23 protein-coding genes and 1 pseudogene are annotated in these 23,434 nt (G+C 70.1%); 13 read left to right on the forward strand and 11 right to left on the reverse strand.

Going from position 1 to position 23,434, the window contains the following annotated elements:
• Positions 1–2: 2 nt before the first annotated feature.
• Together STSP_RS18085 and STSP_RS18090 are read left to right on the forward strand one after the other, a co-directional pair.
• Complete coding sequence (locus STSP_RS18085) at positions 3–299, forward strand: DUF1905 domain-containing protein (RefSeq protein ID WP_067278876.1); 297 nt, start codon at positions 3–5, stop codon at positions 297–299.
• Between the two features lie 526 nt (positions 300–825).
• On the forward strand, positions 826–1,056 hold the full coding sequence (locus STSP_RS18090; protein WP_067278879.1) for a hypothetical protein: 231 nt from the start codon (positions 826–828) through the stop codon (positions 1,054–1,056).
• A 189-nt stretch (positions 1,057–1,245) separates the two neighbouring features.
• Here STSP_RS18090 and STSP_RS18095 read toward each other — a convergent pair whose 3' ends face one another.
• From STSP_RS18095 to STSP_RS18105, 3 genes are all read right to left on the reverse strand, one after another.
• Positions 1,246–2,421, reverse strand: coding sequence for an alanine--tRNA ligase-related protein (locus STSP_RS18095; protein WP_067278885.1), 1,176 nt, complete (start codon positions 2,419–2,421; stop codon positions 1,246–1,248).
• Between the two features lie 289 nt (positions 2,422–2,710).
• Positions 2,711–3,478: a type I methionyl aminopeptidase gene (gene map, locus STSP_RS18100; protein WP_067278887.1), complete on the reverse strand. Its 768-nt coding sequence runs from the start codon at positions 3,476–3,478 to the stop codon at positions 2,711–2,713.
• Between the two features lie 226 nt (positions 3,479–3,704).
• Complete coding sequence (locus tag STSP_RS18105) at positions 3,705–4,340, reverse strand: HAD-IA family hydrolase (RefSeq protein WP_232789693.1); 636 nt, start codon at positions 4,338–4,340, stop codon at positions 3,705–3,707.
• 17 nt (positions 4,341–4,357) lie between these two features.
• Here STSP_RS18105 and STSP_RS40275 point away from each other — a divergent pair.
• From STSP_RS40275 to STSP_RS18120, 4 genes and pseudogenes are all read left to right on the forward strand, one after another.
• Positions 4,358–4,623, forward strand: a pseudogene (locus STSP_RS40275) (transposase); the annotation flags it as partial.
• 82 nt (positions 4,624–4,705) lie between these two features.
• On the forward strand, positions 4,706–5,416 hold the full coding sequence (locus tag STSP_RS18110; protein ID WP_067278891.1) for a hypothetical protein: 711 nt from the start codon (positions 4,706–4,708) through the stop codon (positions 5,414–5,416).
• A gap of 266 nt (positions 5,417–5,682) precedes the next feature.
• The gene (locus tag STSP_RS18115; RefSeq protein WP_067278893.1) at positions 5,683–6,156 is read left to right on the forward strand and encodes a carboxymuconolactone decarboxylase family protein; all 474 of its coding nucleotides are present in this window, start codon (positions 5,683–5,685) and stop codon (positions 6,154–6,156) included.
• Positions 6,157–6,456: 300 nt separating this feature from the next.
• Positions 6,457–6,687: a response regulator transcription factor gene (locus STSP_RS18120; protein WP_067278895.1), complete on the forward strand. Its 231-nt coding sequence runs from the start codon at positions 6,457–6,459 to the stop codon at positions 6,685–6,687.
• A gap of 476 nt (positions 6,688–7,163) precedes the next feature.
• Here STSP_RS18120 and STSP_RS18125 read toward each other — a convergent pair whose 3' ends face one another.
• The gene (locus STSP_RS18125; protein ID WP_067278897.1) at positions 7,164–8,090 is read right to left on the reverse strand and encodes a UTP--glucose-1-phosphate uridylyltransferase; all 927 of its coding nucleotides are present in this window, start codon (positions 8,088–8,090) and stop codon (positions 7,164–7,166) included.
• A 360-nt stretch (positions 8,091–8,450) separates the two neighbouring features.
• Between STSP_RS18125 and STSP_RS18130 the strand changes: the two genes are divergently transcribed.
• Positions 8,451–8,870, forward strand: coding sequence for a helix-turn-helix domain-containing protein (locus STSP_RS18130; RefSeq protein ID WP_067278899.1), 420 nt, complete (start codon positions 8,451–8,453; stop codon positions 8,868–8,870).
• Positions 8,871–8,879: 9 nt separating this feature from the next.
• Positions 8,880–9,296: a VOC family protein gene (locus STSP_RS18135; protein WP_067278902.1), complete on the forward strand. Its 417-nt coding sequence runs from the start codon at positions 8,880–8,882 to the stop codon at positions 9,294–9,296.
• A 53-nt stretch (positions 9,297–9,349) separates the two neighbouring features.
• Here the strand turns inward: STSP_RS18135 and STSP_RS39200 are convergent, their stop codons facing one another.
• A complete protein-coding gene (locus STSP_RS39200; protein ID WP_157902856.1) occupies positions 9,350–9,565 on the reverse strand; it encodes a hypothetical protein in 216 nt (71 codons plus the stop codon).
• 292 nt (positions 9,566–9,857) lie between these two features.
• On the opposite strand from STSP_RS39200, the gene STSP_RS18140 reads away from it, so the two are divergent.
• Positions 9,858–12,251, forward strand: a complete 2,394-nt coding sequence (locus STSP_RS18140) for an ATP-binding cassette domain-containing protein (protein WP_067278904.1) — start codon at positions 9,858–9,860, stop codon at positions 12,249–12,251.
• Between the two features lie 99 nt (positions 12,252–12,350).
• Here the strand turns inward: STSP_RS18140 and STSP_RS18145 are convergent, their stop codons facing one another.
• Positions 12,351–12,842, reverse strand: coding sequence for a nucleotidyltransferase domain-containing protein (locus tag STSP_RS18145; RefSeq protein ID WP_198547375.1), 492 nt, complete (start codon positions 12,840–12,842; stop codon positions 12,351–12,353).
• A 117-nt stretch (positions 12,843–12,959) separates the two neighbouring features.
• Positions 12,960–13,337 (reverse strand): hypothetical protein, encoded by a 378-nt coding sequence (locus STSP_RS18150; protein WP_067278908.1) that lies wholly within the window; start codon positions 13,335–13,337, stop codon positions 12,960–12,962.
• A 118-nt stretch (positions 13,338–13,455) separates the two neighbouring features.
• Here STSP_RS18150 and STSP_RS18155 point away from each other — a divergent pair, with 118 nt between their 5' ends.
• The 4 genes from STSP_RS18155 (at position 13,456) to STSP_RS18170 (ending at position 19,178) form a co-directional block, all read left to right on the forward strand.
• Entirely contained in the window at positions 13,456–13,941 is a 486-nt protein-coding gene (locus STSP_RS18155; protein WP_067278912.1) for a MarR family winged helix-turn-helix transcriptional regulator, read from the forward strand.
• A 502-nt stretch (positions 13,942–14,443) separates the two neighbouring features.
• On the forward strand, positions 14,444–16,516 hold the full coding sequence (gene efeU, locus STSP_RS18160; RefSeq protein WP_067278915.1) for an iron uptake transporter permease EfeU: 2,073 nt from the start codon (positions 14,444–14,446) through the stop codon (positions 16,514–16,516).
• Positions 16,517–16,644: 128 nt separating this feature from the next.
• Positions 16,645–17,916 carry an iron uptake transporter deferrochelatase/peroxidase subunit gene (efeB, locus tag STSP_RS18165; protein ID WP_067279036.1) on the forward strand — a complete coding sequence of 424 codons (1,272 nt, stop codon included), beginning with the start codon at positions 16,645–16,647 and terminating at the stop codon, positions 17,914–17,916.
• 140 nt (positions 17,917–18,056) lie between these two features.
• Positions 18,057–19,178 carry an amidinotransferase gene (locus tag STSP_RS18170; RefSeq protein ID WP_067278918.1) on the forward strand — a complete coding sequence of 374 codons (1,122 nt, stop codon included), beginning with the start codon at positions 18,057–18,059 and terminating at the stop codon, positions 19,176–19,178.
• Between the two features lie 55 nt (positions 19,179–19,233).
• On the opposite strand, the gene STSP_RS18175 is transcribed toward STSP_RS18170, so the two are convergent.
• From STSP_RS18175 to STSP_RS18190, 4 genes are all read right to left on the reverse strand, one after another.
• Positions 19,234–20,346, reverse strand: coding sequence for a lytic transglycosylase domain-containing protein (locus tag STSP_RS18175; protein WP_067278921.1), 1,113 nt, complete (start codon positions 20,344–20,346; stop codon positions 19,234–19,236).
• Positions 20,307–21,722, reverse strand: a complete 1,416-nt coding sequence (locus STSP_RS18180; RefSeq protein ID WP_157902857.1) for an ABC transporter substrate-binding protein — start codon at positions 21,720–21,722, stop codon at positions 20,307–20,309. The genes STSP_RS18175 and STSP_RS18180 overlap by 40 nt, the downstream gene beginning before the upstream one ends.
• Before the next feature lie 77 nt (positions 21,723–21,799).
• Positions 21,800–22,495: an ABC transporter ATP-binding protein gene (locus STSP_RS18185; RefSeq protein WP_067278927.1), complete on the reverse strand. Its 696-nt coding sequence runs from the start codon at positions 22,493–22,495 to the stop codon at positions 21,800–21,802.
• Positions 22,495–23,328 carry an ABC transporter ATP-binding protein gene (locus STSP_RS18190; RefSeq protein WP_067278929.1) on the reverse strand — a complete coding sequence of 278 codons (834 nt, stop codon included), beginning with the start codon at positions 23,326–23,328 and terminating at the stop codon, positions 22,495–22,497. Before STSP_RS18190 ends, STSP_RS18185 begins: the two co-directional genes overlap by 1 nt.
• Between the last annotated feature and the right edge of the window lie 106 nt (positions 23,329–23,434).

Below are 23,434 nucleotides of genomic sequence, written 5' to 3' on the forward strand. Positions count from 1 at the left end.
TCGTGGAGCCGGAGCTCGTCTTCGCCGGCCAGGTGATCGAATGGCGCGGGCTGTCGCCGTACTACTTCGTCCCCGTGCCGGACGAGGAGTCCGCCGACCTCCGGGAGGTGGCCGCGATGGCCACGTACGGCTGGGGCATGATCCCGGTCCTCGCCCGGATCGGCGAGGTCGCCTTCGAGACGTCGCTCTTTCCCAAGGACGGTGGCTACCTGCTGCCGGTCAAGGACGCGGTGCGCAGGCCGCAGGGCCTCTCGGCAGGAGACGACGTGACCGTCGCGATGACCGTGCGCCTCTCGTGATCTGAGTCGGCGATTCGTCGCCGGTGGTCGCTGGTGCCACTGGCGCGCGGATGCGGCGTCACTGGCACGCGGATGCGGCGGGCACTGGCACGCGGCGCGGCGGCCGGGTCGGCCTGCCATCGCGCCTGCCGCCTGCGGCCCGGGCTGCGACTGTGTCTGCCGCCTGCGGCCCGGCACCGGTCGGCATCGGCGGGCGGAGAGGTCGGCTCGGGGGGATCGAAGGCTCCAGCCGTTCGGCGCGCCCTCGGTCGACTGCGATCCGGTCGATCCGGGCCCGCCGCCGTCCTGCACGACTTCGACGGCCCACACCCAGCGGCGTAGGTACCACTGCCGGCTGCGTACGGACCACTGCCGCCCGGCCGCGGCCGCGAGGGCCGTCAGGAGCTGGCGGGTCGCGGGGCTGGACCGGACAGTACTCCGGACAGCCCCGAGAGCTGTAGGCCAGGAGGGCCCTGGTCGGCGGACATATCGACGCTGGACGCTGTTGGTCTTTGCTTCTGCGGCGGCGCCGCGCGAGGCTGGACGTATGCCCGAAGAGGCGCCTGTGATTGTTTCCCCGCCGCAGCAAGACGGCGGACGCCGAGTGGTGATCCGTGGCGAGCAAGCAGGGACGGCCTACACGCTGTTCGATCTGCTGGAGTTCCTGCGCGGCGCCGATCTGCCTGAGACCGATACGGCGGTCGACGACCCCGAACTGATCGATTGGCGTGGAGGCGGGCCTGACGTGTGGAACGCCGAGCCGCCCGCTCACGGATGACGGCAGACGGCCCACAGAACGCCCGCGGCCGCGAAGACGATCAGCAGCCCACGCGGCAGCCCGCCCGCTCGCGATGTGGTGCGGATGCCAGCGGCTGGGCGAGGGCGCCGAGACGCCCGCCACACCGAGCGGGTGTCGGCGCCGCCGAGGTGCGCTGGCCGGCGGCACCGACGCTGATGCGCGAGGACCTCATCGGGTGTTGAGGAGATGGACGACGAGTTCGCGGGGCAGACCGTGGGTGTCGTGCAGGTAGCCGTAGTCCCCTTCGCTCAGCGGCCCTTCGAACTCCGGCCGGGAGAGCACGCGGCGCCCGCGTTCGAGGAGTGTGTTGAACCGCCGCTCCTCATCCAGGAGCACGTCGCGGACGGGGTCGGCGCCGCCGGTCTGGCGGAAGTGGTCCAGAGTGTGCTGGAGGAGCTCCACGGGCAGGTCGGACAGGGTGCGCGAGGGGTCGTCGCGCCACAGCGTGGTCAGCAGGCGGCGGGTCAGCCGGCGCAGTACGTAGCCGCGGCCGGTGGGCGACGGCCGCACTCCGTCGCCGATGACGACGATGCTTGAGCGCAGGTGATCGCAGACGAGGCGGATCGACGGCTCGTCCAGGTCCCACAGCGGCGGTAGAAGCCTCATCCACGGCTCGAACAGGTCGGTGTCGTACACCGAGCGGTGGCCCTGCAGGACGGCCACGAGCCGTTCCAGTCCCATGCCGGTGTCGATGCCGGGTTGCTGGAGGGGGGTGAGGCTGCCGTCGTCGTAACGGCGGTAGCGCAGGTGCACGTGGTTCCATACCTCGACCCAGCGCGGGTCGGTGGTGGGGCTGCCCTGGGGCGGGGTGCCGGCATCGCCGGTCCACACGAAGATCTCCGAATCGGGGCCGCACGGTCCGACGGGTCCGTTGGACCACCAGTTCTCCTCACCGGTGAGCTCCACGGGCAGGCCGAGCTCCTGCCAGGTGCGGAGCGATTCGGTGTCGGGGCCGACCTGCTCGTATCCACCGAAAACGGTGGCGTGCATCCGCTGTTGGGGGATGCCGAATCCGTCGCGCAGCAGCTCGTATCCCCAACGAAGGCTCTGTGAGTGGCCGTAGTCGCCGAGCGACCACGAGCCGAGCATCTCGAACACCGTCAGGTGGGTGGGGTCGCCGATCTCGTCGAGGTCGGTGGTGCGCAGACAGCGCTGGAGGTTGACCAGGCGCCGTCCTTGTGGGTGGGGACGGCCCTGCAGGAAGGGCGTGAGCGGGTGCATGCCGGAGGTGGTGAACAGCACCGGGTCTGAGGGCGGCGGCAGGAGCGAGCTTCCGGTGATGAGCCGGTGTCCGCGCTCGCGGAAGAAGTCGGTGAACGTGCGCACGGCCTGATCTGTGTTCATGGCGGTATTCCTTCGGGTCAGGGGGACCGGAAAGAACCGCGGAGCAGACTGCGACAGGCGTGGGAACGATGCACCGGCGATCCGTTTCCGGCCGCCGGGGAAAGAGGGTGAGGTCAGGCGTCGGCAGCCGGCGAGCTGGTCGCTCGCGCGTCTGCGGTGGTGGGGCGAATGATGACCTCCATGGAAGCGAACGCTAACAGCGGGCGGCCCCGGCGTCACTGGGATTTCTCGCTGCTGGTCTTTTGCCCGCGGGACGTCCGGACTTCGTGACGGGGCGCTTTGGTTCAGATCAGGGCAGGGTCAGGATGCGTGGGCCCTCTTCGGTGACCGCGACGGTGTGCTCGATGTGGGCCGCTCGGCTGCCGTCGGTGGTGCGGAGGGTCCAGCCGTCGAGTGCGGTGTAGTAGTCGTCGTGGCCGCCGGCCATGAGCATGGGTTCGATGGCGAGGGCCAGGCCGTGGCGGAGGGGGAAGCCGCGGCCGGGGCGTCCTCGGTTGGGGACGTGGGGATCCTCGTGCATGCGGCGGCCGATGCCGTGGCCGCCGAAGTCGGCGGGCATGCCGCAGCGGGCCGCTCCGGCGATGGTACCGATGGCGTGGGAGATGTCGCCGATGCGGTTGCCGGGAACGGCGGCGGCGATGCCGGCGTCGAGGGCCTGCTGCGTGGCGTTGATCAGGTCCAGGTCGCCGGAGCGAGGGGTGCCGACGGTGAAGGTGATGGCGGCGTCGCCGGTCCAGCCGTCGAGTTCGGCGCCGCAGTCGATGCTGACCAGGTCGCCGTCGCGCAGGCGGTAGCCGGTGGGGATGCCGTGGACGATGGCGTCGTTGACGGAGGTGCAGATCACTGCCGGGAAGGGGGTGGGGGCGAAGGAGGGCCGGTAGCCGAGGAAGGGCGAGCGGGCCCCGGCCTCGGTCAGGACCGTGCGGGCCGCTTCGTCCAGTTCTTGCAGGGATACCCCGACGCCTCCCGCTTCCCGGGCGGCGGCGAGGGCCTGGGCCACGATGCGCCCGGCCTCCCGCATCGCGTCCAGTGCCGCGTTGGTTTTGATCTCCACCATGTCCTGCGACTCCTCGCCTCATGTCTCACGCTTCGTGCTCCAATTTTTATACCGGTATTAGTATCACGGTCGCGCCGAGGACTCCTGCGACTTCGTGGGAACGGCAGGCTGCGGATGGCTTCCAACCGCCTTTTGGGGGCGTCACCTCGCCGAACAGTTCGGCGGCCCTGCGATGGACGCACGTACGGTCTCCAGCTCGGCGATGCGCCTGCGGACGTCGAGGCGCTCAGCGGTCGACGAACAGCCCTGACTTTGCGAGGTAATCGGCCGTCTCGGCGAGCGAGGTGAAGACCAGGTCAGCAGGCTGCAGATCGGCCGCGGCATGGGTCGTGGTCAACCCGGCTACCTGGCAACCGGCTGCCTTCCCCGCTGCCACTCCGGCCGGCGAATCCTCGACGACCAGGCACATTGACGGTTCGACACCCAGCGCGGCCGCTGCGAGCACGTAGCACTCCGGTGCCGGCTTGGCTTCGGTCACATCACTGCCGAAGATCTGCACCGTCGGCAGCGGCAAGCCCACCACCGCGAACCGGGCATGTACGGAGGTCCTGTCCCCCGAGGTGACGATGGCCCAGGCATTCCGAGGCAGCCCGGCAAGAAGCCACGCCGCATTCTCCACCGCAGGGAAGGCATCGAGTTCCTGATGCAGGAGCTGGTCCAGCACCAGCCGCTCCGCGGCCGGGTCCAGATGCGGCGCCGCAAGGCCAACGGTGTCCTCCGGCCGACGGCCGTGGGTCAGCGACCAGACCTTCTCTGCATCCAGCCCCCGCGACTGCGACCAGGCGTTCCAGATCCGCCGGTGCGCGGCGGTGGAGTCCAGCAGAACGCCGTCGACGTCGAACAGTACTGCGCTCACGGTCATGATCCGCATGGTCGCAGCAAGCCGGGGACGACAGCACCCGATTCGCCGATGCCCGAGGCCTGAAGGCTTACGTCGGCTCCTCCCCGGTCACCCGAACCTCCAGCAAGTAGTCGGCCATCTCACGGCGGTGGGTGAAGGACGACCGGCTCAACCACGCTGGATATCTCTGGGCCTTCGCCTCACTCCGCGCGTTCGCCAAGCCAACTCCCCCTACCGGCGCCGACGCGAGCGCGGCGACTGGCACGCAGCCGCTCAGAGAAACCTCTTCAACCGCATGATCGGAGCCTCCGTGAGGCGTCCGCCCTGCAGAAGGGCGGCGTATAAACGCTCGACTGGACGGGTTGGGGCGGCCATGATCCGCACTTGTGACGACGCCGAAGCAGTTCCTGGTCCAGGCCGCCGCCCGTAACAACGCCGTATGGTGCGCGACGATGAGCCGATCGCACGGCGTGGTGGGCGAGTTCGGGGTGCAGGCGTGGGCTGCGCCGACCCGTACGCCGCCGTTGTACCCCGATGCGGTGACGCTGGTGCCGGGCGCCGACCTGTCCGCGCTGGTGGCCAGGATCGACACCGCGGCGTCCGGCGCCTCCGTCAAGGACAGCTTCGCCGACCTCGACCTGACCGAGGCCGGCTTCCAGGTGCTGTTCGAGGCGCAGTGGATCCACCGCCCGGCGAGTGCGCCCGCCGTCGCGCCGGATCTCGCCTGGGATGTCGCAGCCGACCCGGAGATGCTGCGCTCATGGGCCCTGGCCTGGGACGACGGGGACGGCAACATCGATCTCTTCCGGCCTGAACTGCTCGACGACCCGGCCGTCTGCGTGCTCGCCGGACGGTCCGCCGACGGTCGGATAGGCGCCGGAGCGGTGGCGTGCCGCAGCGACCAGGTGGTCGGAGTCTCCAACGTTTTCGCACGGGACGGCGGCGCTGACGTGGCCTGGCCGGGCGTACTCGATGCGGTGCACCGGCTGTTCCCCACCCTGCCGGTGGTCGGCTACGAGTACGGCGATGCACTGGCCGCTGCCGTGCGCCATGGGTTCGAGCCAGTCGGTCCGCTGCGGATCTGGGTGCACGGCTGAGAGGTTCATCGATCACCGTCGCGGGAGCGGCGGTGAAGACGTGCGGAAGACGGGTGCCCGGCGCCGTCCCGGTGCCTGGCGGCATCGTCGTGCTCCTGCCATGAGCCGTGCACCAGTGAATCGCGCCTTCCGTGTGCCTGACGACCACCCTGCCGTCGCCGCGTTGCGAGAAGGGAGACGTACGTCACATTCGTAGGTGTCACATCTTTCCCGAGCTGATCCGTCAAGGATGTGTATCCACCAACAACGGCGCATGGGAGTTCACGATGGACGCTCGTTTGAACCTCTTCGGCAACCCGGTCGGAGGCAAGGTCCTGAGGTACATCAACTCGGCAGGGAAGGAGGTCTCGGGCTCGACGCTGCCGGCCGCGACGCAGGAACTGGTGAAGATCCGCGCCAGCCAGATCAACGGCTGCGGATTCTGCACCGACATGCACACCAAGGACGCCGCGCACGCGGGAGAGACCTCGACGCGCCTCAACCTGATCGCGGCCTGGCGCGAGGCCACGGTGTTCACCGATGCCGAGCGCGCTGCCCTGGAGCTGACGGAGCAGGGGACCCGCATCGCCGACGCAGCCGGTGGTGTCACCGACGAGGCCTGGGCGAATGCCGCCAAGCACTACGACGAGGACCAGCTCACCGCCCTGGTGTCCCTCATCGCCCTGATCAACGCCTACAACCGGCTGAACGTCATCGTCCAGCAGCCCGCAGGCGACTATCAGCCCGGTCAGTTCGGATAACGAGGAGCACCTGGCCGGGACCGCCGGTGCCGCCTCGCACCAGCAGCACACGCCCCGGGCCTCTCTCGCGGGGGCCCGGGGCGTTGTTCTGGTACGCCCGGCGGGCCGGCTGAGTGGCAGAGGTGCCGACCTCCAGTCGTGCTCTGTGACGCGCCTGTGACAGTCGGCGGACACCGTCGTGAAGTCGGGCGGGCAGGATTTTTGAAACGGGACAAACAGCCACATTCAGGCATATGTCTCCCGCTTCCGAGGGTGTGAGCAGGGATGACCGAGCCGATCCGATCTGTCGCAGGAGATCCCATGAGCCTCGCCCTCGCCACGCCGCACGCCGAAGCCGCCGCGCCTGCGCTGGCTCCGCGTGAGCAGGAGACGCTGCGGCACATCGCCGCAGGTCGCACCTACCTGCAAGCGGCCCGTCATATGGGGCTCTCCAAGCACACGGTCGACGCCTATCTCCGCCGTATCCGGGCCAAGCTCAACATCAACAGCACGGCGGAGCTCACCCGGCTGGCCATCTCTCTGGGGCTGTGACGCCCGGCCGCCCGCGGACTCCGTCTCTAAGATCCCGTGCGAGGTGGGCACGGAAGCGGAAACAAACGGTCATTAAATCGGGCGTATCAGGTGCATTCGGGAGTGAACCGGGCTAATGTGGGCATGCAGCGGTGCGTGGTCTGCGCTGTCGCCACGACTTTGACCCGAGGAGAGCTTCATGGGACATGGGGTAGCTGCCGCCCCCGACTCGACCCCCCGTGCCAATGCTGTTCTGGCCGCTGGTTGTGACGTATGCAGCGGCTGGGGCAGCGTGATCACCCCCCGTGGGCTTCATGAGCTGTGCCCCGACTGCCAACCCCATAGCGATCAGAGCCACTCCGGCAGCGGCATCGCCTCGCGGGAGGTGTGAGGCCGGACAGGGCGGCCCCACACTCGAGGCGGGCGGGCACATCGGGCGGGCGCGTCATGAGGTTCTGCCGCGCATCGACGCGGAAGATCCGCCCGGAGGCAGCAGATCAGACGGAGGGGTCCGCGACGGGTGTGGGGCGGGCGGCGTCGAGCTCGCTGACCAGGTCGCGCAGGATGGGGCCGTACTCGGGGTGGGCGAGGGCGTGAGCCATCTGGGCGACGAGGTAGTCGGCCGGGTTGCCCGTGTCGTACCAGCGGCCCTGGATGACCTGTCCGTACACCGCCCGGTCCCGGGCGTAGGCGTTGATGGCGTCCGTCAGGTAGATCTCGCCCTCGCGGTGCTCGTACCAGCGGCGAGTCTGCTCCCGCAGTTCGTCGACGATGCCGGGGGTGATGACGTAGCCGCCGATCGCCGCGTACGGGGACGGCGCGTCAGCCGGCTTCGGCTTCTCGACGAGGCCGGTGATGCGCAGCTGGCCGTCGCCGAGGTCTTCCTTGACGATGGGGACGCCATAGCGCTGGGAGTCGGTGGGATTCATCGGCATCAGGGCCAGCACCGGGCAGCCGGTCTGCTCGTAGGCGCGGATCAGTTGCTGGGCGCGCGGTATCTCGGCCACGAACACGTCGTCCGGCCACAGCACGAGAACCGGTTCGTCGCCGAATGAGCGGGCGGCGTTCAGTACCGGCGTGCCGTTGCCGTACGGGCCGTGCTGGTCGAGATAGGTGATGTGGCCCCGGCGGGCCAGCTCGGCCACCTCCTCCACCGCGTCCGCGTACGCCGTCTTGCCGTCTTCGCGCAGCTGGGCGACGAGGCCCGGGTTGGGGCGGAAATGGTCCTGAATCAGGCTCTTGCCGCCGGAGACGACGATGGTGATGTCGGTGATGCCCGAGTCCACCAGCTCGCGCACGGTGTGCTCGATCACCGGCTTGTCGCCGACCGGGAGCATCTCCTTCGGGGTCGCCTTGGTCAGGGGCAGCAGACGGGAGCCCAGTCCGGCGGCGGGGATCACTGCCCTGCGGATCGTCGGGGACATCAGGTCTCTCTCGGTCGAGCGGCACACCGTACCGGCCGGCACGGCACACGCCGACGCTACCAAGGCACACCCCCCGCCCTCGGCGATGCACGGCCTTGCCGGTCCTGCGGGCGCTCATCGGCATGGCGCAGGAAACGGCACGTGTATTCCAGTCACCGTGAAGAGGAACGGCAACGGGAGATTCGACCGTGGGCCGGCCACTGCGCGCGCCTCCGCCCCCGTCGAGGCGCTGCCCGTCGCAGTGCACCTGACTGCGGAGGCGCTACCGCGCCGCGTCCAGTGATCCGCGCCGGGTGGCTTCACCGGTGCCACACAGAGAACCGGCGCCGCACGGCGCGCACGCCATGCCATGCTGGGCAGGTGACGCTCTCCGACCTGGTTCGGCTTCGCCGCGCCCGTGACCTGATGGACCGCGCCTACGCCGAGCCGCTCGACGTCCCGGCGCTGGCGCGGGCCGCCCACATGTCGCCCGGCCACTTCTCGCGCAGCTTCCGTGCCGCCTTCGGCGAGACGCCGTACAGCTACCTGATGACCCGCCGGATCGAGCGGGCCAAGGCGCTGCTGCGGCGCGGCGACCTGTCGGTGACGGAGGTCTGCTTCGCGGTCGGGTGTACGTCGCTGGGGTCGTTCAGCTCGCGGTTCACCGAGCTGGTGGGCGAGAGCCCGAGCGCCTACCGAGCACGCGATCACGACCAGGGCGCGGCCGTTCCGCCGTGCGTCTCCAAGATCATCACCCGACCGGTCAGGAACGGAGAAGCGAAGCACGATGCCCGGCCGTAGCGTGACGGCATGGACATCAAGCTGCAACAGTGCTTCATCTCCGTCGACGACCACGACAAGGCGCTCGCCTTCTACCGCGACGCGCTCGGGCTCCAGGTCCGCAACGACGTCGGGTACGAGGGCATGCGCTGGGTGACCGTCGGCTCGCCGTCGCAGCCCGACACGGAGATCGTCCTCGAGCCGCCGCTCGCGGACCCGAACGCCTCGCCGGCGGACAAGCAGGCCATGGTGGAACTGCTGGCCAAGGGCATGCTGCGCGGGGTGAACTTCTCGACCGACGACGTCGACGCCACCTTCGAGCGGATCCGCGCCGCGGGCGGCGAGGTCCTGCAGGAGCCGATCGACCAGCCGTACGGGGTCCGCGACTGCGCCTTCCGTGACCCCGCGGGCAACATGGTGCGCTTCCTGCAACGCATGAGCGGGTGAGCCCGCCGGTCGAGCCCGCCGGCCGCCGCATCAGCCGGCGGGCTCGACCGGCGTCAGAGGCCGGTGCCGTAGCCCGCCGCCCCCTCCGCGCCTACGGCCTCGGGGCAGCCCGGAGGGGCGTCGACGAGGTTGTGGGTGGCCCGGTCGGCGGCGCGCGATGGGGTGGCGGCCGGGGCGGCCCGGCGCACACCGACGACGTCCGCGTACTCGATCCGCCCGGGACGGGCAGGCCGAGGGCGGCGAGCGCGGCACGCAGCCGGACCTCGCACGGTGCTGGATCGTCGTACCCGGGGCGCCGTTGACGAGCAGCCGACCAAGCGACGAGTAACGGCCACGGGAAGTGCCGGGCGCCCGCGCCAGGAGCGCCCGCCGGACCGGCGTCCCGCCACCGCGGCCGCCACCCACCGCGGCCGCCACCACCGCCGATCACGCAGACAGCGACCGTTGCCGCGATCGCGCCAACGACGGAAAACCAGCCGCTACGCTCGGAGCCGGTCAGATCGACCCTGGCGACGCCGACGGAGACCGCGCAGGCGGTCCCGCCCGACAGATGGAGACACGATGAGCATGGCCACGACGACGGACACGCAGTCGCCTGCGCTGCACGTTGCCGACAGCCACGATCTGATCCGCGTGCACGGCGCGCGTGAGAACAACCTCAAGGACGTCAGCGTCGAGATCCCGAAGCGCCGCCTGACGGTGTTCACCGGCGTCTCCGGCTCGGGCAAGAGCTCGCTGGTGTTCGACACGATCGCCGCGGAGTCGCAGCGGCTGATCAACGAGACCTACAGCGCCTTCGTGCAGGGCTTCATGCCGACGCTGGCCCGACCCGAGGTCGACGTACTCGACGGGCTGACCACCGCGATCACCGTCGACCAGCAGCGGATGGGCTCCGACCCCCGCTCCACCGTCGGCACCGCCACCGACGCCAACGCCATGCTGCGCATCCTCTTCAGCCGCCTCGGCAAGCCGCACATCGGCCCGCCCGGCGCGTACTCCTTCAACGTCGCCTCGGTCTCGGCGAGCGGTGGGATCACGGTCGACCGCGGTACCGACAAGACCAAGACCGAGAAGGTGACCTTCAGCCGCACCGGCGGCATGTGCACGCACTGCGAAGGCCGGGGCACGGTCTCCGACATCGACCTCACCCAGCTCTACGACGACTCCAAGTCACTCTCCGAGGACCCGTTCACCATCCCCACCTACACCGGGGGCGGCTGGGTGGTGCGGGTCATCACCGAGTCGGGCTTCTTCGACCCCGACAAGCCGATCCGCGAGTACACCAAGAAGGAGCGGCACGACTTCCTCTACCGCGAGCCGACCAAAGTCAAGATCAACGGCGTCAACCTCACCTACGAGGGCCTGATCCCGAAGATCCAGAAGACGTTCCTTTCCAAGGACCGCGAGTCGATGCAGCCGCACATCCGGGCGTTCGTGGACCGGGCGGTCACCTTCACCGAGTGTCCCGAGTGCGACGGCACCCGGCTCAGCGAGCTGGCACGGTCGTCGCGGATCGGCAAGGTCAACATCGCCGACGCCTGCGTGATGGAGATCCGCGACCTGGCCGAGTGGATCCGCGGACTCGAGGAGCCGTCGGTAGCGCCACTGCTCACCGCGCTGCAGCACACCCTCGACTCGTTCGTGGAGATCGGCCTCGGCTACCTCTCGCTCGACCGGCCCTCGGGCACGCTCTCCGGCGGCGAGGCGCAGCGCGTCAAGATGATCCGCCACCTCGGCTCCTCGCTCACCGACGTCACCTACGTCTTCGACGAGCCCACCATCGGCCTGCACCCGCACGACATCCAGCGGATGAACGACCTGCTGCTGCGGCTGCGGGACAAGGGCAACACAGTGCTCGTCGTCGAGCACAAGCCGGAGACCATCGCGATCGCCGACCATGTCGTCGACCTCGGCCCCGGGGCCGGCACGGCGGGCGGCACCGTCTGCTTCGAGGGCACCCTCGAGGGGCTGCGGGCCAGCGACACCGTCACCGGCCGCCACCTCGACGACCGGGCCTCGGTGAAGGAGACGGTGCGCAAGCCCACCGGCACGCTGGAGATCCGCGGCGCGACGGCGAACAACCTGCAGAACGTCGACGTCGACATCCCCCTCGGAGTGCTCACCGTCGTCACCGGCGTCGCCGGCTCCGGCAAGAGCTCGCTCATCCACGGGTCCATCCCGGCCCGCGAGGGCGTGGTGTCGGTCGACCAGACCGCGATCCGCGGCTCGCGCCGGAGCAACCCGGCGACGTACACGGGACTTCTCGAGCCGATCCGCAAGGCGTTCGCCAAGGCCAACGGCGTCAAACCCGCGCTGTTCAGCGCCAACTCCGAGGGCGCCTGCCCCACCTGCAACGGCGCAGGCGTCGTCTACACCGACCTGGGGATGATGGCCGGCGTCTCCACCACCTGCGAGGAGTGCGAGGGCAAGCGGTTCGAGGCATCGGTCCTCGAGCACCACCTCGGCGGCCGTGACATCAGCGAGGTGCTCGCGATGTCGGTGACCGAGGCCGAGGAGTTCTTCGGTGCCGGTGAGGCGCGCACACCGGCCGCGCACAAGATCCTCGGGCACCTCGCCGACGTCGGGCTCGGCTACCTCACCCTCGGCCAGCCGCTCACCACACTCTCCGGCGGCGAGCGGCAGCGGCTCAAGCTGGCCACGCACATGGGCGACAAGGGCGGCATCTACGTCCTCGACGAGCCGACCACCGGCCTCCACCTCGCCGACGTCGAGCAGCTTCTCGGCCTGCTCGACCGGCTCGTCGACACCGGCAAGTCGGTCATCGTCATCGAGCACCACCAGGCGGTCATGGCCCACGCCGACTGGATCATCGACCTCGGCCCAGGCGCCGGTCACGACGGCGGCCGGATCGTCTTCGAGGGCACGCCGGCCGACCTCGTGGCGGCCCGCTCCACGCTCACCGGCGAGCACCTGGCGACCTACGTCGGCGCCTGACCGAGGCATTCCTGATCGAGGCACTCCTGATCGAGGCACTCAAGGCGCTGCCGGAACGGCACGGGTTCGACGACGGGATGGTGCCCGTCGTCGAACCCGTCAGAAGTGGGTGGCGATTCCGAATACTCGTCGGAGCTGGGCCATGTCGTGACGGTCGTGATCGGCCGGATCGTAGCCCCGGTGGAAGTACACCTGCTGCTCGGGCGACAGGCACGGGACGGTGGTGCCCAGAATCGTGCCGGTGACGAAACACGAGGGGGGATAGACGAACGGCTGCTGCGGGTCGGGCGAGGACTGCACGGCGGATCCGTCCGCGGCGAAGGCCAGAGGGTGCAGATCGATCTCTCGACCGGCCGGGTCGGTGACGACGAACCGCACAGGGCGCCAGTCGAGGGTCTCGACGAACCCAGCGTCCGCCAGAGCCGCCACGACGGATGGTTCCTGGTCTTGCCGATGCAACAAGTCCAAGTCACGGTGCCGGCGCGTTTGCTCACCGACCAGAGCGTCGATGCCCCAGCCGCCGCCGATCCAGATGTCGACGTCCGCGTCCCGCAGCACGGTGAGGATGGACAACACGTCGTCAGCCGTCATCACCCCTGGCACGTTAGCGGTGATGGTCTGGGCGGGCGAGTGGATTTGTTGCCCCGTGGGAGACCGACTGGGCCGGCGTACGACGGCGCATCACCGGGGCCCCCGAGGCGGCATCCGTCAGGGCGACAGGTCGGCTGGAGAAGCCGTACGAGAAGCGACGACGGCAGGCTCAGGCGCGGGTGCGGCGCCCGTGTGCAGGGGAACGCCGCGGCGTCCGGCCAGCCGGCATCCGAGGCAGCCCGCGTGCCCCTCGCGCGCGGAGCGGTCCCGGACCCGCATGGCCCACTGGTCGGCGGGCCGCGGACCAGGCGGTTTGCCCCAGCCCGCGAGGTGCAGGCCCCAGGTGACCAGCACTGCCGACGCCATGACCCCGAGCCCCAACCAGATCCCCGGCTGCCAGCCGCATAACCCGATGCCGGTGACCGCGGCCCCTGCCGTGGCAAAGGCGCAACCGGCCCATCCGGCGACGGTGTGGCCCTCGTCGTGCTGGCTCATGTGGCTGTCTCCTCGCCCGCCGGGGCGTACCGCGGCGTTGCCGCGGCCAGGCCACCGACGTCGGACCTATGATGCCTTAGTAAGTGAGGAATTTAACTTAGGCACTAAGGGAATTTCAATGGAGGGTACGCCCCGCGCCGGTACCGCCTCGGACGCGCTCAACGCGATGGACGACCTCATCGCGACGAATGTCGTGGCCCAGCAGGAGTTCGCCCGGAATCTGGGTCTGAGCGTCACGGACCTCATCTGCTTCGCGTACGTCCTTCAGAGTCCCGACTCCCCGGTTACCGCGGGCGACTTGGCCGCGCGCGCACACGTCACGACGGGGGCCGTGACCGGCGTCCTCAACCGCCTGGAACGCGGCGGGTTCGTGACCCGGCGGCAGGACCCCGCCGACCGGCGCCGGGTACGCGTCAGCGCCGTCCCGGAGGCCGCGGAGCGAGTGCGGGCCGTCTACGAGCCGTACTACGCGCGGCTCGCGGAGCTCCTCGCCACCTACACGCCGGACGAAGTCGCCGTGCTCGCCGACTGGTTCACGCGCGCCGGTGCGCTGGCGCGCTCGTACCTGGAGGACTCGTGCGAGAGCGGATCTTCCAGCCGCTGAGGATGAAGGCAGCGGCGCTGGGCCTCGCCCGTATCAGGGAACGAAAGAGGGCCGACCGCCCGTACGTCAGGAAGGGTGGTACGGGCGGTCCGTGGGGTGCCGGCCGCGATCGGGCTCACGCATCGCGCCGCTTGAGCAGGGCTGCCGCGCCGGCCAGGAGCACGACGAGGTACCCGGCGAACACCGCGAGCCCGGACCCGGGTGACAGCGAGTCGGCGGCTGTCTGTCTGCACCGGTCATGAACGCGTTCGCCGCGTTCGACGGTGGTGGTGGGGGCGCAGGCGGTGCGGTGGCGCCCTGCCCTCCCGAGAGCGTCGTCCAGAGCGAATGCGGCTGACGGCCGCTCAACTTTGTCGTACCCGGACGCACCTTTGCCGCGGCATTGCCTCCGTATGACCGGACACCGACAGGCATGTGGTCATCATGGTCGAGGCAAGTAAGGCATGGCTTCACTTACCCGGGCCATGCTGGGCCGGGCCGGAGGCGGGAAGGGGCGCGGCACATGTGGGACGACGCGTTTCCGAGCTTTCTCATCGGACTGAGGGAGGGGCTCGAGGCCGGGCTCATCGTCTCGCTTCTCGTCGCCACACTGGTGCGGGCCGGCGCCAGGAACCGGCTGCCGATGGTCTGGACGGGCGTCCTGGCCGCGATCGCGCTGGCCATGAGTTTCGGCGCTGTGCTCACCTTCACCGTGGCCTCCCTCTCCACGGCCGCGCAGGAGGCGTTCGGCGGCACACTCAGCATCGTCGCCGTCGCGTTCGTCACCGTGATGGTGTTCTGGATGCGCCGTTCGGCGCGCAGTCTCTCCGGCCAGATCAGGGAGAAGGTCACCGGAGCCCTCTCCATGGGCGCGGGCATGCTGGTGGTCACGTCTTTCCTGGCCGTGGGCCGCGAGGGCCTGGAGACCGCGCTGTTCCTGTGGACCACGGCCCGCGCGGCCGGCGAGTCCACGGGTCCGCTGACCGGCGCAGGCATCGGCCTCGTCCTGGCGGCGGGGTTGTGCTGGGGCCTGTACCGCCGCGTCCTGAAGATCAACCTGACGCGCTTCTTCACCGCCACCGGCGCCGTCCTCGTCGTCATCGCCGCCGGTGTCCTCGGCTACGGCCTGCGCGACCTCCAGGAGGGCGGGGTGCTGCCCGGCGGGACGGCGTACGCCGTCGACCTCTCCCGCAGCGTGGACGCCGGCTCCTGGTACAGCGCCCTGGCGCAGGGCGTGTTCAACCTGACCCCGACCATGACGTGGCTGCAGGTGGTGGGGTACACGGGCTACTTCGCCGTCGTCATGACCCTGTTCATACGTGGCGTCCACGATGTGCGGCGGCCTGCCGTCACCGGGGCCGGGACCGCCGCTGCACCGCGCGAGCCGCAGGGGAAGCGCGACCCGCTGGGGAAGGCGGTGCCGCCCGTACGGCGTCGCCCCGCCTGGGTCATCCCGGTTGCGGTGGTCGCCGTACCCGCACTCCTGGCGGGCCTCGCCGTCGCGTTCGGCCGCCCCGAACCCGCCGGGGCCCAGACCGTGGCCGTCTCCGAGACCGACTGCGGCAAGGGGTTCACCGCGCCGGAACCGGGTCGCCAGACCTTTCGGATGCGCAACACCGGTGACCAGACCTCCGAGGTGTACCTCATCGACCCGGCCACCGACGCCGTCTACGGCGAGATCGAGGGACTGGCGCCCGGCACCACCCGCGACCTGGCCGCTACGGTCACGGCCGGCACGTACGCCTGGCGCTGCGTCCCCTCCAGCGGCAGGACCGTCACCTCCCGGGCGGTCCGCGTCAGCGGCGGCGGAGGGGCGGGAGCGAAGGCCGTCGTACCGGTCACGGAACACGACCTCGCCGCGCCTCTCACCGCGTACAAGGCCTACGTCCGCCGGGGCCTGGCCAGCTTCGTCACCCAGACGCGCAGGCTCAGCGACGACATCGCCCACGGCCGCCTCGCCCGGGCCCGCACCGACTGGCTGACCGCGCACCTCACCTACGCCTCGCTCGGCGCCGCCTACGGCACCTTCCAGGACTACGACCAGAAGATCAACGGCAGGCCGGACGGGCTGCCGGGCGGAGTACACGACAAGAACTTCACCGGGTTCCACCGCATCGAATACGGGCTGTGGCACGGCCAGTCGGCCCGTGATCTGAAGGGCCCGGCCCGACACCTCGCCGACGATGCCGTCAGCCTCCAAAAGGCCTTCCCCACCCAGGACTTCGACCCCGGCGACCTGCCGCTGCGTACCCACGAGATCCTGGAGAACACCCTCCAGTTCGAGCTCACCGGCGACGCCGACCAGGGCAGCGGCACCGAGCTGGCCACCGCCGACGCCAACCTCGCCGGCACCCGCGAACTGCTCACCGTACTCAAGCCGTTGCTGACCACCCGCGCACCGCACCTGCTCACGACAGCCGACGCCGAGATCGCGCGACTGCGGCACCTGCTCGACGCCGCGCACCACGGCAGGACCTGGACTCCGGTCGACCGGCTCGACGCGACCGCGCGGGCCCGGCTGAACGGGGTCACCGGGCAGCTGCTGGAGGACCTCGCGCCGGTGCCGGACCTGCTGGAGATCAGGAAGTCCGCGTGATGACCGCACAGCACGACTCGACCGCCCGAAACGAACAGCTCACGACGTCCGTACGCAGTGATCCGTTTGCCACGGCTGCACGCAGCGATCAGCTCGCCACGACCATACGCAGTGAAGGGATTCACGCCATGGCATCCGCCGAAACGACGGGCTGCCCCGCCGGTGCCGACCGGCGCTCCTTCGTGAAGACGGCCCTGGGCGCGGGTGCCGCGGGCGCCGTGCTGGCCGGAGGCGGATTCGCGCTGAGCCAGAGCGGCGGCACGGCCGAGGCACAGGCCGCGGAGACGACGAGCACCGCCAAGGTGCCCTTCCACGGCACCCACCAGGCCGGCATCGTCACCCCGGCACCGGCCGCGGCGGCCTTCGTCTCCTTCGACGTCATCGCCGACGACCGCGACGGACTGGCCGACCTGCTGCGCACGATCACCGAGCGGGCCCGCTTCCTCACCTCCGGCGGCACCCCCGCCGACCTGGGTGTCGGCGCGCCACCTGCGGACAACGGCATCCTTGGCCCGGTCGTCCCCACCGACGCGCTCACCGTCACGGTAGGCGTCGGCGCCTCGCTCTTCGACGACCGCTACGGACTGGCCAAGGCCAAGCCTCGACGGCTGACGGCGATGCGCACCTTCCCCAACGACAACCTGCGCCCGGCCGAGTGCCACGGAGACCTCTCCCTGCAGATATGCGCGGCCCGTCAGGATGTGGTGCTGCACGCGCTGCGCGACATCGCCAAGCACACCCGGGGCGGTATGCAGATCAAGTGGCGCATCGACGGGTTCCAGAACGTGCCGCGCCCGAGCGGCACCCAGCGCAACCTGCTCGGATTCAAGGACGGCATCGCCAACCCGGACGTGACATCGGCCCGCGAGATGAACCACCTTGTGTGGGTGGGCGAAGGCCTAGGCGAGCCGACCTGGGCCGTGGGCGGCAGCTACCAGGTCATCCGCGTCATCCGGATGCTGGTGGAGTTCTGGGACCGGGTCTCGCTGACCGAGCAGGAGAAGATGTTCGGCCGCCGCAAGGACACCGGCGCCCCGCTGGACGGAGCCAAGGAGACCGACAACCCCGACTACGCCAAGGACCCGCGCGGCACCGCCATCCCGCTCGACGCCCACATCCGGCTCGCCAACCCGCGCACCACCGCCACCGACGACTCCCGTGTCCTGCGCCGGGGCTACAACTACGACCGGGGTATCGACGACGTCGGCAACCTCGACATGGGGCTGGTCTTCTGCTGCTACCAGCAGGACGTCCGCCGCCAGTTCGAGGCCACGCAGACCCGCCTGATCGACGAGCCCCTCGTCGACTACATCTCCCCGACCGGCGGCGGCTACTTCTTCGCTCTGCCCGGCGTCAGGAACGCCTCGGACTGGCTCGGCCGCGGCCTGCTCGCCACCTGAATCTCCCGGCCGTCCTCGACGGCAGGCCAGTCGTGCGAGTTTGCTGGTCCCTCCCGTGGTAACCAGAAGCCAGGTAAACGTTCTGCGGCGAATTGGGTACGGTGAATGACTGGCTTCTGCGATCGAATGGACAGTGCGTGATGTCGGCGCCCTCGGCCCCGACCGGCCCCGCTGCGGAACCTCTCGTTTCGCCGGTGAATTCACACAACGAGTGGGACCCGCTGGAGGAGATCATCGTCGGGCGTCTCGATGGCGCGACGATCCCCTCCAAGCATCCGGTTGTGGCCTGCAACATGCCCCCGTGGGCGGCGCGGCTGCAGGGGCTGGCCGCCGGCTTCCGGTATCCGCGGGTGCTGATCGAGCGGGCGCAGCAGGAGCTCGAGGAGTTCGTTGCTCTCCTCCAGTCGCTCGGCATCACGGTCAGGCGCCCGGACGCGGTCGACCACGCGCGACGCTTCGGCACCCCCGACTGGTCGTCGCGCGGCTTCTGCAACACCTGTCCGCGTGACAGCATGCTCGTGATCGGTGACGAGATCATCGAGACCCCGATGGCCTGGCCGTGCCGCTACTTCGAGACCCACTCCTACCGTGCGGTCCTCAAGGACTACTTCCGGCGCGGCGCGCGCTGGACGGCGGCTCCGAAGCCGCAGCTCACTGACGACCTGTTCGAGGCGGACTTCCGTACCCCCGGACCCGGCGAGCCCATGCGGTACATCCTCACCGAGTTCGAGCCGGTGTTCGATGCGGCGGACTTCGTGCGCGCCGGACGCGACCTGTTCGTCACGCGGAGCAACGTCACCAACCGCATGGGCATCGAGTGGTTGCGCCGCCATCTCGGACCCGGCTACCGCATCCACGAGATCGAGAGCCGCTGCCGCACGCCCATGCACATCGACACGACGTTCGTCCTGCTCGCGCCCGGCAAGGTGATGGTCAATCCCGAGTACATCGACGTCGACCGCCTGCCCGACGTCCTGAGCTCGTGGGACATTCTGATCGCCCCCGAGCCCACCCCGATCCACGAGCGCATGCTCAAGATCACCTCGATGTGCGGCAAATGGCTCAGCATGAACGTACTCATGATCGACGAGAAACGCGTGATCGCGGAGCGACACCACACCGGCATGCTGCGCGCGCTGGAGCAGTGGGGTTTTGAGCCGATCCCGTGCGACCTCATGCACTACGCGCCGTTCGGCGGTTCCTTCCACTGCGCGACGCTCGATGTGCGGCGCCGCAGCACGCTCGAGTCGTACTGTCCCTGAGCGGCCCACCGAGCGGCCCACCGATCGTCAGGACCAGGGTCGCTGTCCTACCGGCTTACCGGCCTACGGGCAGGGACCGGTTCAGGGAGTCCGGCAGGTCGGCGAGTGGTGACGGGCTCGGCGGGGTGCCGGGCCGCGTAGGTGTGGGCTGGTCGTCGTCCCACGGCGGGAGGTGGGACGAACCGTCCTTCGGCGGTGAGCTCGGCTGCCCGGACGGACTGGACGGTCCTGGCTCCCGGGGCCCGCTCGATCGCTCCGGCTCCGGCTCCGGGCGAGGCGAGGGCGCGGTGCTCTGGGAACTGGTGTTCGGGACGGCGGCGCCGGGGACGATGTTCGCCGTGTATACGCGCATCCAGCTCAGCACGAGCCGCAGGTACGCCTCGGAGTGGTTGTAGGCGAGCACCGCCCGCCGTACTCCCTCGGCCTGCCGCAGATCGCCGCCTGCCGCGCAGAGGTAGCGCCCCGCGGCCAGCCACGCGTCGTCGACCTGGTGCGGATCGGTCGCCCCGTCACTGTTGCCGTCGGATCCCCAGCGGCGCCACGTGGAGGGGATGAACTGCGCGGGGCCGACAGCCCGGTCCCAGACGGTGTCGCCGTCATAGGCGCCGCCGTCGGTGTCCCGGATGGCCATGACGCCGGGGCTGCCGTCGAGCCGCGGACCGAGAATCGGACTGCGGGTCCGGCCGCCGGCGTCCAGGTCCCCGCCGCGGGCGTGGCCGGACTCCACGCGGCCGATCGCCGCCAGCAGGGGGAGTTCCAGACCGCACTCCGGCTGCGACCCGGCCAGCATCGACACCGCGTTGCGGTAGGCGGCCAGGACCCGGCCGGGAATCCCGTGCATGGCGGGCAGGGGCGTGCCGGCCGCCTTCGGGCTGTCACCGTCCCCGTCGTCCGTCTTCCACGGCACCGGGCGCGTCTCGGGCACCTCCACCGGAGGCTCGGGGTACAGCGGCGGGCTGCCGCCTCCCCGGTCCCATGCCGCCGACGGCTCCGAAGCGGCCAGCGCGGGGGTCTGCCCGGCCAGTTGCCAGACGCAGGCCGTTGCCATCCCGCCCGTCGCGCCGACCGCCACCACTCCGGCGATCACCTGGTTCCACAGCAGCGACCTGCGCTGCGTACCCGGGCGGCTCACCAGCACACCGGCTTTCCGCTCGACGGCGCCGTCCACTTTCCTCCTGACCCGCGCATGAAGAAGGTGCACTTGGAGTCGGTGGTTCCCTTACCGGCGACGTAGCCCAACGGGACGGTCAGGCCGCCGAAGCGTTCTCCGCGGAACGTGTAGAGCTCCTTGACCAGTCCGGCCCGGCTGATGTCGTCCGCGCCGCGGGCCGCCTTCTCGAACACCTTCGCCGACGCCCATCCCTGTGCGGCCGCCGGCCCGGCTGCCCTGCCGCCTCCGTATTTCTTCCACGCGGCGTCGAACTCGCTGATGGCCGACGACGAGGCACCCGCGAAGGGGAACACGGGCATCGACGCCAGCGCATCGGACAGACCGGGCTTGGCCGCGGTGTCGGCCGCCACCGTGGCACCCGGCTGCAGGAACTGGGGGGTGAAGTTCTGCCGGCGGCACGACGAGGCGACCCTGGCCACCGTATTCGGGTCGCCCGTGACCATCAGCAACTCCACGCCCGCGTTGCGCGCCTGGATGCACTCGGCGGTGTAGTCGGGCTGCGTGAGCGAGATCTTCGCCTGATAGACCGGATCGAGGCCGAAACGCTCCGCCGCCCTCCCGTCGCCGAACACGTGGTTCCCGGCATGCGAGCACGCATCGCTCTCGGTACAGATCAGGCCGCCGATCTTCTTGCCCTTTCCGTACTTCGCGCCGATGTTCACCAGGCCGTCCATCGCGGTCGCCGAGGCGGGGCACTGACTGAACATCATCGGGCTGTTGCTCCACAAGGTCGTCGAGCAGTCGCCGCCCACGACGGGCACCTTCTTCTTCTCGACGTAGCTCTTCCATGCGGCGAGCGTGTGGGTGGTGGTGAAGGAGGCGACGATGGCGACCGCCTTGCGCTCCTCGACCAACTCCTGCACCTGGCTGCGGCCCTTGGCGGCGTCGGCGCCGTCGTCCATGACGATCACCTGCACCCTGCGGCCGTCGATGCCGCCCTTGGCGTTGACGGCCGCCGCCCAGGCCTGCAACGCACGTGGCCCCTGCGCGAAGGCAACCCCTCCGGGGCCGGAGTAGGTTCCGACGCTGCCGATGACGATGGTGGAACCGCCCTTGGTCTTACCGCCGTTGGATTCGCCGCCTGACGTGCCGGAACCCCCTGACCGCCCGCCGTTCTCGTCCGACTCGCCGCCTCGCCCTCCGGTCGACCCGGATCCGCCGGAGTCGCCTGCCGCGGCCTCACCGGACGATCCGTCGGCCGCACCGTCCGCACCCGGCAGGGTCTCGCCGGTGCCCTCTCCGGTCCCGGCCTGCCCGTTGCCGGCGGCGGCGCGGACGATGGTGTCGTGGTCCAGGCGCGTACCGCAGGCGGTGAGCACCAGGCTCAACACCGCCACGGCCGCGAGCGTGCTGTGGGTTCGGAGTGGGGTCATGGTCTCCTCCACGTGCGGTTGTCGGTGGTACGGGTGCAGGTGCGGCTGCAGGTGCGGATCAGACGCCACTGTGGGCGTCACGCCCGTGCGCCCAGGTACTGCTCCATGAGCCGGGCGCCGTCGAGCTCGCCGGGCTCTCCCGCGAAGTCGATGCGTCCCCTGTTCATGAGATAGACGTAGTCCGCCAGCTCCAGTGCCCGGGTGACGTACTGCTCGACGAGCAGCAGGGCGCACCCCGAGGTGGCCAGCCTGCCGAGGAACTCGAAGATCTCGTCCACGACCACCGGGGCCAGGCCCATGGAGACCTCGTCGAGCAGGACGTAGGCGGGGTCGGTGACGTAAGCGCGCGCCACCGCGAGCATCTGCTGCTGACCGCCGCTCAGCGAACCGGCGGGCTGGCGGAGTTTCCGGCCCAGGATCGGGAAGGCGGAGACGGCCTTCTCGATCGCCTCGTCGACAGGGGTGCCGGCCGCCTGGATCAGGATGTTGTCCCGTACCGTCAGGTTGGGAAACACCCCGCGCCCCTCGGGCACATGGCAGACACCGGCCCGGGCCAGGACGTGCGGGGGCTTGCCCGTAAGGTCGTGGCCGTCCAGGCGGAGCTCCCCGGTGGTGGGCGTGAGCAGCCCGGAGGCGACGCGCAGCAGTGTGGTCTTGCCTGCGCCGTTGGTGCCCAGCAGTGCCACCACCGACCGCGGCGGCACCCACAGCGCCACCTCGCGCAGGACGGGCGTGTCGCCGTAGCCGGCGCTGATGTCCAGCAGTTCGAGCATCACGCGGCCTCCGATCCCAGGTATGCGGCGCGTACGGTCTCGCTGGCGCGTACGTCCGCCGGGGTGCCCTCGAAGATCATCTGGCCGAAGTCCAGGACGTAGAGGAAGTCGCAGACGGACATGACCAGCGCCATGTCGTGCTCCACCAGCAGCACTCCGCAACCCCGTTCGGCCACCACCTGGGTCACGATCGCGCCGAACCGTTCAGTCTCCGCGGTGTCCAGACCGGACGACGGCTCGTCGAGCAGCAGCATCGAGAACCCGCCGGCCAGCACCCGGCCGAGGTCGACCAGGCGCCGCTGGCCGGTCGACAACGAGCCCGCCACGGCGCGGCGCAGGTCCCCGAGGCCGCACACCTCGAGCACCTCCTCGGTGGCCTGCCGCACCGCCTTCCGTTCGGCCGGGGGGCAGAGAAGCTGCCTGAGGGGGTTGCTGCGCGCCAGGCGCGCTTCGAGTCCGAGAGCGAGGTTCTGTTCCACGGTCAGTGAGTCGAACAGGTCCATCTGCTGGAAGGTCCGGCCGAGACCCGCCTGCGCGCGTGCCGAGGGCGGGCGGCCCGTTATGTCCTCCCCGAAGAGGTGGATCTCGCCCTCAGAGGGCCGCAGCAAGCCGGAGCAGGCATTGAACGTGGTCGTCTTTCCCGCCCCGTTGGGGCCGATCAGGCCGGTGATCCGCCCGAGCGGCGCCTCGAAGGCCACCGAGTCCACAGCGGTGTTGCCGCCGAACCGGATCGTCAGGCCCTGGACCCGCAGACCGGGGGCTCCGCCGTGGCTCTTCGTGGTGCTTGCCTCACCGTGGTTGGCCGTGGTGCTTGTCTCGCCATGGCTCTTCACGGCACCTTCCTCGCCACGGCCTTCTGCGAAGCTCCCCTCGCCGCGGCCCTCTACGACGCTCCCCTCACCATCGCTCACCGCGAAGCTCCCCTCACCACCGCTCATC

Source organism: Streptomyces jeddahensis, from assembly GCF_001642995.1.
GTDB classification, from domain to species: Bacteria; Actinomycetota; Actinomycetes; order Streptomycetales; family Streptomycetaceae; genus Streptomyces; species Streptomyces jeddahensis.

Coding starts and splice junctions, on each gene's coding strand:
- STSP_RS18090 (WP_067278879.1), top strand. CDS start 826: ATGCCCGAAGAGGCGCCTGTGATTGTTTCCCCGCCGCAGCAAGACGGC.
- STSP_RS18095 (WP_067278885.1), bottom strand. CDS start 2,421: ATGAACACAGATCAGGCCGTGCGCACGTTCACCGACTTCTTCCGCGAG.
- map (WP_067278887.1), bottom strand. CDS start 3,478: ATGGTGGAGATCAAAACCAACGCGGCACTGGACGCGATGCGGGAGGCC.
- STSP_RS18105 (WP_232789693.1), bottom strand. CDS start 4,340: ATGACCGTGAGCGCAGTACTGTTCGACGTCGACGGCGTTCTGCTGGAC.
- STSP_RS18115 (WP_067278893.1), top strand. CDS start 5,683: ATGGACGCTCGTTTGAACCTCTTCGGCAACCCGGTCGGAGGCAAGGTC.
- STSP_RS18120 (WP_067278895.1), top strand. CDS start 6,457: ATGAGCCTCGCCCTCGCCACGCCGCACGCCGAAGCCGCCGCGCCTGCG.
- STSP_RS18125 (WP_067278897.1), bottom strand. CDS start 8,090: ATGTCCCCGACGATCCGCAGGGCAGTGATCCCCGCCGCCGGACTGGGC.
- STSP_RS18135 (WP_067278902.1), top strand. CDS start 8,880: ATGGACATCAAGCTGCAACAGTGCTTCATCTCCGTCGACGACCACGAC.
- STSP_RS18140 (WP_067278904.1), top strand. CDS start 9,858: ATGAGCATGGCCACGACGACGGACACGCAGTCGCCTGCGCTGCACGTT.
- STSP_RS18145 (WP_198547375.1), bottom strand. CDS start 12,842: ATGACGGCTGACGACGTGTTGTCCATCCTCACCGTGCTGCGGGACGCG.
- STSP_RS18150 (WP_067278908.1), bottom strand. CDS start 13,337: ATGAGCCAGCACGACGAGGGCCACACCGTCGCCGGATGGGCCGGTTGC.
- STSP_RS18155 (WP_067278912.1), top strand. CDS start 13,456: ATGGAGGGTACGCCCCGCGCCGGTACCGCCTCGGACGCGCTCAACGCG.
- efeU (WP_067278915.1), top strand. CDS start 14,444: ATGTGGGACGACGCGTTTCCGAGCTTTCTCATCGGACTGAGGGAGGGG.
- efeB (WP_067279036.1), top strand. CDS start 16,645: ATGGCATCCGCCGAAACGACGGGCTGCCCCGCCGGTGCCGACCGGCGC.
- STSP_RS18170 (WP_067278918.1), top strand. CDS start 18,057: ATGTCGGCGCCCTCGGCCCCGACCGGCCCCGCTGCGGAACCTCTCGTT.
- STSP_RS18180 (WP_157902857.1), bottom strand. CDS start 21,722: ATGACCCCACTCCGAACCCACAGCACGCTCGCGGCCGTGGCGGTGTTG.
- STSP_RS18185 (WP_067278927.1), bottom strand. CDS start 22,495: ATGCTCGAACTGCTGGACATCAGCGCCGGCTACGGCGACACGCCCGTC.